Origin of the sequence: Microcystis sp., from assembly GCF_048564745.1 — a bacterium.
GTDB classification, from domain to species: Bacteria; Cyanobacteriota; Cyanobacteriia; order Cyanobacteriales; family Microcystaceae; genus Microcystis; species Microcystis ichthyoblabe_A.
This window is the reverse complement of sequence record NZ_JBLZRT010000024.1, coordinates 1-5,845: the sequence shown is the minus strand read 5'-3', so window position 1 is coordinate 5,845 and position 5,845 is coordinate 1. Positions and strand designations below refer to the sequence as shown.

Here is a 5,845-nt window from a genome sequence, read left to right as displayed (position 1 = left end):
TGACTTAGTTCTTAGGCAAGCTTGCGATCGATTGGGATTAAAAGGAATTTCTACCCATTCATTCCGGCGAACGGCTTTAACCAGAATGCACTTAGCGGGGGTTCCACTAAGAACGATTCAAAGAATATCAGGGCATTCATCCCTAGCGGCCCTATCGGTTTATCTGGAAGTCACCGATGAAAACGTCCGGGACGCGGTAAATCTGATTTAATGCGATCGAGTGCCAATTCTTTAGATAGAGTGCCAATTCTCAAAGTGTCTATAGTGGCTAGACATTGGCTATACAATTGGCTATCCTATGAATAGACAGATAGACAACGGATAGACAAATATGGCACGCGACAAATTAATCACAATCAGGATTGAATCGGAAAAAAGGAAAGCTTTTGGGGACTTGGCAAAAAGCCAAAACACTGACACAGCCTCACTTCTATATGATTTTATTAATCAATGTCTATCCGGGAAGATAGACATTGGGATAGTCACGGGAAAAAAGCAGTGGATAGACAAGATAGACAATCAGATAGGCAGTGACCGGATAGACAAATTAGAGGCAACTACTCAAAGACTAGACAACCGACTAGACACAATAGCCAAAAAACTAAACGACTGGATAGAGGCAATTGACGATCGCCTAACCGATTCTGATCAAGGATTATCTGACAAAATCACTAGCTTAGAACATAGGCTAAATGCCCTAGCTATTCAGTTGGATAGTCAAGAGATAGACACAGATAGACAAAAGGATAGCCAAAAGGAAAACCCCGATATGGAACCCCTCCTAAAAAGAGAGCGAGAGGCTTCGATCGCCACTTCCCCCCTTCCCCCCATTGAGGAAACTTCCCCCCTTCCCCCTCTGGCCCAACCGGCGATCGGAACCGTGACCCCGGAAGTTTCACCGTCACCACCGTTACCACCGGACGCGATCGCTTCCATCGATGGAACGGTTGAGAGTGTAGAACCTAACTCATCTATTGAGACGGTAGCGAGTGCGATCGAGTCCGTGACTGATTCAAAACCGTGGTACACCATCGATGACTTACTTGACTGCCATTATTCCGGTTGGCCCAAAACCAAAGAAGGGTTACGAAAAAAAGCGTTAACAGAATGTTGGCCCAGACGGACGCGGCGCGGCAGCAAGGGCAACCCTTACGAGTATCAAGCCGTGTTACCTGAGTGACACAGCTTCACCCTGTACCACTGGTCACAACCTAGTCAGGTACAGGGTTAGAAAAAGTGTAGGTTCTTTTTCGGACCTTTCGATCGCACCCCGTCCCGGCGCGCTTTTCCTCTAGAGACAAAAAATTTTTATACCTTTGTTGAGAGTGTACTGAGTAGTAGTACGAAAATGTGTACCTTTGGCACACACAAAGTGTCACACTAACTGGCACAAATACACTTGTATTATCAATTGCGTTGAAACACTTCTCACGGCAAAAATGCCCAAAAATCCGCAATTTTTTCGGTTTTGGTTTTGGGGGGATTTTTGATTAAGGAACACGGGGGTTATCCCAATAAACAGACTATTACGGGGGGTGTTCCACATTACGCAGCAATCTCGCTTGAGTCTTCTAGAGATTCCCGATCCCTCTCTAACCAGCGATCGAATACCTCACCCCGGCCGTCAGCGAGAGGGTCACAGCCACGGTAAACCCGTTGACGGCTGCCGTCCGGGAACCGGCGATGAGAGACATAGCTAAGTTTCAGTCCCAAGACCGCTAACAGCCTTTGAGCGAAAGCGATCGGAGTGTCCCCCATTGATAGGGTAAATCCCAGAATTGATTTAATTTGAGAAACCGGTATTTTTTTAAGCGTCTCAAACCATTCAGCAAGGTCATCGCTCGTAAACTCTCGATCGCTGTCTAAAAACTGTTCTATGTTTAGAACTTTTAACAGATTAATTTTTGCTGATAAAAGCGATCGGTTCATGTCTGGTTTAAAGATTTTACCCTCACCATTTTCTAGAGAGTCATCGATTTTTTTGCTATCCCGATCAGCTAAAAACTGATTGCCTACAGATAAAAAGTAATGCAGCCTTATCTTTGGATACCAGTTATCATCATCTTTGGTGATTAATTCATCGGTGAGATTAATCCCGTAGGTTCTCTCGATCCGTGCGCGTTTTAATTGATTTCTTTCCCCTTCTGTTAGTTCTCTTTTTTCCTTAAGGGAATCATACTCGCAATTGCTTAGGCTGTCAGCATTAAGCACGGCTTTTTTATGCCCTGAATAGTTCTCATTCTTAGCTGATTTTATGTCATCCTTTAATGACTCGATCGATTCCTTGTCACCGGGCGCGATCGGAGTAATTTTATATCCTTCATCCTCTAGTTTTCTCATTAGCGATTCCCGATAGTTTTTTGCCTCTAGATTGATTTTAACTGCATTTTTAGCCCATAGGGAGAGACTAGGGGAATACTTGTCACCATCTTCTAAAAAGCTAAATTCTGGAATCTCTCTTAAGCCTACAGATTGCAGTGTTCTGATCGTAAATTTAGCCTTAAAATGTTCCCCTGCTAATAGTTGTTTTAGGTCGGTTGAACCGTTCCCAATTCTGTTAGGGGAATACTCGGAAACCCAGATATAGCGGGGAATATCAGCCCTTACCCGTGCCAATGTTTGAGCCAAACTATCCACTGATTGAACACCATGAGAGATAGCGAAAACAGCATCAAAGTGATTACCATCTATACTGATTCCCGTCTCGATTACGGGGGAACAAATTACCAGATCATACTGAGACAAAATCTGGTTTAAGTTACCCATACAACCGTAAGCAGGGTGAGAGCGATCGGATACACTCTCGCTGTCTATTCTCAGGATTTTTAGATTAGGATATTTTTTCTTAAAGTAGTATTCTAGATTGCGGGTTCCCCAATTCGATTTATGCTTTTGGCCGTCCGTGTGAACAATCACTTTTTGACCTCTATTTACAGCGATTTCTAACTCTTGAATCAAGCTAGAGGGATTGTTCCCACCGAAAAGGTATAGATTCCTTTTAAGGGGGGATTTATAGCTGTTCTCAATGACATAAGTAGGCAAGGAATAGCCGATCAAAGATTGCACATAACTGATAGCATTCATAGATAAATCAGCATCGGATAGGTAGATTTTTCCCCCTGTACTCACTGCAATCCTGAATAATTCTCGTAGGCAATCGATAATTTTTACCCTGTATTTTTCGCAGGTAGGGCTATTCAATAAATGCCAGAAAACCTGCTCACACTCATCTATGATTATCGTGGTATTTTCCCAATCAAGGGGATTAAATTTAGGATTAGCCTTGCCATGTAAGCTATCAACGCATAACACATATCCTAATAGGCTACCATCTTCACTTGTTACCAATTCCGATCGATAGTTCACCCCGAACCGGCGCGACAATTCTAACCCCAATTGTACCCGGTGAGTGAGTACCAAGACTCGATCGCCCTTGGCCAATAGCGGCGCTATTTTTGCCGCTATAAACTCAGTCTTACCCGTCCCCTTGGGCGCTTTAATCCCTATGATTTTGGCATTCTCAGGGGGATTAAGAGATTGAGAGATATATCTCTCATTTATCTTTAAATCAGGTGTTAGAGCGGAAAAATTCTCAATCTTATAAGCATCTAAAGAGATTCTCTCAGAGAATACCCGATCAAGAGCCTCTATCCCCTGACTAACTACAAAATCATCGATCCCCTTCCAGTAATCGGACCATCGGGCTACGGATACTTTGCATCCCTTGTACCCTAGAAGTTTCCCGGTTTTTTCTATCGCACGCCGGACATTTTTGATTGTCTTAGGCTTGCTATCCTGATCAAAGAAAAAGACGACTTCCCGGCCTCCCCCGCAAAATGGCAGCAGTTGGGGGATTAAATAGGGCAGCCCGATCGCGTTCCCCCATTCCTTATCTTGCCTAAAACCTGAGTAAATCCCCGGCAGTGCTATGGCAGCGTAACCGGCGGTAAGTAGGGACCCTGCTTTTTTGGCCCCCTCGGTAATCAGGAGAGCGATCGAGGGGTTATCGAGGACCCATTGCCAAAATGTCACACCGGGTGTGTCAGTGTCTTTTGTTGGCAGTAGGCAATAGGGCGCGATTCCATATTTATCGCCTATTGCTTGCCAGATATCATCCGGCACTCTGAGAGCGAAGATTTCTGTAGGGCATTTAGCGGGGTGTTCATACTTAAGGGGTTTAGATTTTTGGCCTTTGGCCGTTAACTGCCTAACCAGTTGACTCTTACTCCATCCATCGGGGTTTATGCCCTGGTTTAGGCATAAGCTTTTTAGCTGATCTAAGGTCATCCCGTCTAGATCAATTCGTGGCTTGTCGGGTTTCAAGCATCCCCACCGGGATGGCTGCCCGGTGAGTATGTCAATGCCACTGGCCCACCATCCCCCGGACTCTAGATGACTGTATTTTCGTATCCATCCCGCGCCTAACCGCCCATTGTTTAGCCTCTCGCTATCGGGTAAACCATACAGAAGGGACTCATAGGCCGCGTCCCCCGACAGCGACTCTACATTTAACTCGATAATATCGGGGTGAACGGCGCTCGATCGCCATTCTTGGAAGTGAGAGGCTCTAACCATTGCCGCGGCCTCCCTGTTTCCCTAACTTGCGATCGAATTCATCCTGACTAACCCATCGCTGAAACCGTCCACAATCCCCACAGTCAAGCCGGTAACTGTGAGGGTTCCCGGTCGATCGATCGACCGGCGTGATAATTCCTTGTTTACCCTGACAACCCTGACAAGGATTTTTAAGCCGGCACTCGATCGGTTTCCCGTCCGGTCTTTGCTTTTTGGTAAGCTTCGCGAAGATTCCACACTTATCACAGCGATAGAGGGCGCGGACCGGGCCAGACTCTACTAATTCGCTTAAATTTTGGCACCGGGGACATTTTGCCGATGATTCCAGATTATGGTAGAATTTACTATAATGACCACTTCGCGATAAATCTTTCTTGTCGGTTAAGCAAACTTTGTCAAGTTTGCTAAAGTTTGATAAGTTATACATAATTATATCTACTACCCGGGCAAAAACGTTACTAGCGTTCCGGGTTTTTTAATAATAACCGATATCTGATAACTGATAACTGACAACTGATAACCGATAACTGATAGTTAAATCCGAAAAAATTGCGGTTTTGACTATTCCGATTAATCGGGGTCATCCCCATTAAAAAAGGCAAAAACCCGCGCTGCCTTTTTGATTGTGGACTCGATCGAGTTTTGGATGTTCTCCAGATTCTCGATATAAAGCTTTTTTTGTCCCTCTGGTAAGTCGTTATGAAGGGATTTTTTGAACAGCCACAGATAACGCTCGATCGCCACTAAGTCCATGTAAATATCACCGGCCGTGTTTTCCGTGTCTTCTCTTGTGAGGTTGTTAGTCATCTTTTTTACTCCTATTAATGATTGTTTACTGATAACTGAATACTGGTGATTAATCCTGTAACTCCCAATTATTCTCGATTAATCCCAGATTATCGTTAACTACCTCTATCACTTGTCCCCCGTCATTTTCGATGCTGATATTGGCATACAAATCATCGAGAAAAGATAAAGCCTCTTGTTGATTTTTAGCCGCGATTGTGACCTCAATGGTGAGGGGTAAAATTGCTGTGTATTCCTTCATGTTTCCTCCTATCGGGAGGGGATACCCCCCCGATTGCTATCTATCTAGAGTGCGAATTTCTTTTGAGCGCTAATAAATAGCGTGGTAGCGATCGCTCGTTTATCTTCCCCTTCTACTCCGATGGTTACGTCAACCTGATCGAGACAAAATTTATAAAGTTTAGCCATTTCAGTCACATAGTTGGCAATCTCACGCTTTTGGCTATTAGATAAGCTAGATTGC

At 44.5% G+C, this 5,845-nt stretch carries 6 protein-coding genes; 2 read left to right on the top strand and 4 right to left on the bottom strand.

What is annotated here, in order from left to right; genetic code table 11:
* Both ACOCD9_RS03715 and ACOCD9_RS03710 read left to right on the top strand, forming a co-directional pair.
* On the top strand, window positions 1-211 hold a 211-nt coding region (locus tag ACOCD9_RS03715; protein WP_419546418.1), incomplete at its 5' end, for a tyrosine-type recombinase/integrase.
* 120 nt (window positions 212-331) lie between these two features.
* Window positions 332-1,180 carry a hypothetical protein gene (locus ACOCD9_RS03710; protein WP_419546416.1) on the top strand — a complete coding sequence of 283 codons (849 nt, stop codon included), beginning with the start codon at window positions 332-334 and terminating at the stop codon, window positions 1,178-1,180.
* 365 nt (window positions 1,181-1,545) lie between these two features.
* Here the strand turns inward: ACOCD9_RS03710 and ACOCD9_RS03705 are convergent, their stop codons facing one another.
* From ACOCD9_RS03705 to ACOCD9_RS03690, 4 genes are all read right to left on the bottom strand, one after another.
* The gene (locus tag ACOCD9_RS03705; protein ID WP_419546415.1) at window positions 1,546-4,575 is read right to left on the bottom strand and encodes a plasmid replication protein, CyRepA1 family; all 3,030 of its coding nucleotides are present in this window, start codon (window positions 4,573-4,575) and stop codon (window positions 1,546-1,548) included.
* Window positions 4,568-5,002, bottom strand: coding sequence for a hypothetical protein (locus ACOCD9_RS03700; protein ID WP_419546414.1), 435 nt, complete (start codon window positions 5,000-5,002; stop codon window positions 4,568-4,570). Before ACOCD9_RS03700 ends, ACOCD9_RS03705 begins: the two co-directional genes overlap by 8 nt.
* A gap of 143 nt (window positions 5,003-5,145) precedes the next feature.
* Window positions 5,146-5,382, bottom strand: a complete 237-nt coding sequence (locus ACOCD9_RS03695; RefSeq protein WP_419546412.1) for a hypothetical protein — start codon at window positions 5,380-5,382, stop codon at window positions 5,146-5,148.
* 49 nt (window positions 5,383-5,431) lie between these two features.
* Window positions 5,432-5,623: a hypothetical protein gene (locus tag ACOCD9_RS03690; protein ID WP_419546410.1), complete on the bottom strand. Its 192-nt coding sequence runs from the start codon at window positions 5,621-5,623 to the stop codon at window positions 5,432-5,434.
* Window positions 5,624-5,845 lie beyond the last annotated feature (222 nt).

Coding starts and splice junctions, on each gene's coding strand:
- ACOCD9_RS03710 (WP_419546416.1), top strand. CDS start 332: ATGGCACGCGACAAATTAATCACAATCAGGATTGAATCGGAAAAAAGG.
- ACOCD9_RS03705 (WP_419546415.1), bottom strand. CDS start 4,575: ATGGTTAGAGCCTCTCACTTCCAAGAATGGCGATCGAGCGCCGTTCAC.
- ACOCD9_RS03700 (WP_419546414.1), bottom strand. CDS start 5,002: ATGTATAACTTATCAAACTTTAGCAAACTTGACAAAGTTTGCTTAACC.
- ACOCD9_RS03695 (WP_419546412.1), bottom strand. CDS start 5,382: ATGACTAACAACCTCACAAGAGAAGACACGGAAAACACGGCCGGTGAT.
- ACOCD9_RS03690 (WP_419546410.1), bottom strand. CDS start 5,623: ATGAAGGAATACACAGCAATTTTACCCCTCACCATTGAGGTCACAATC.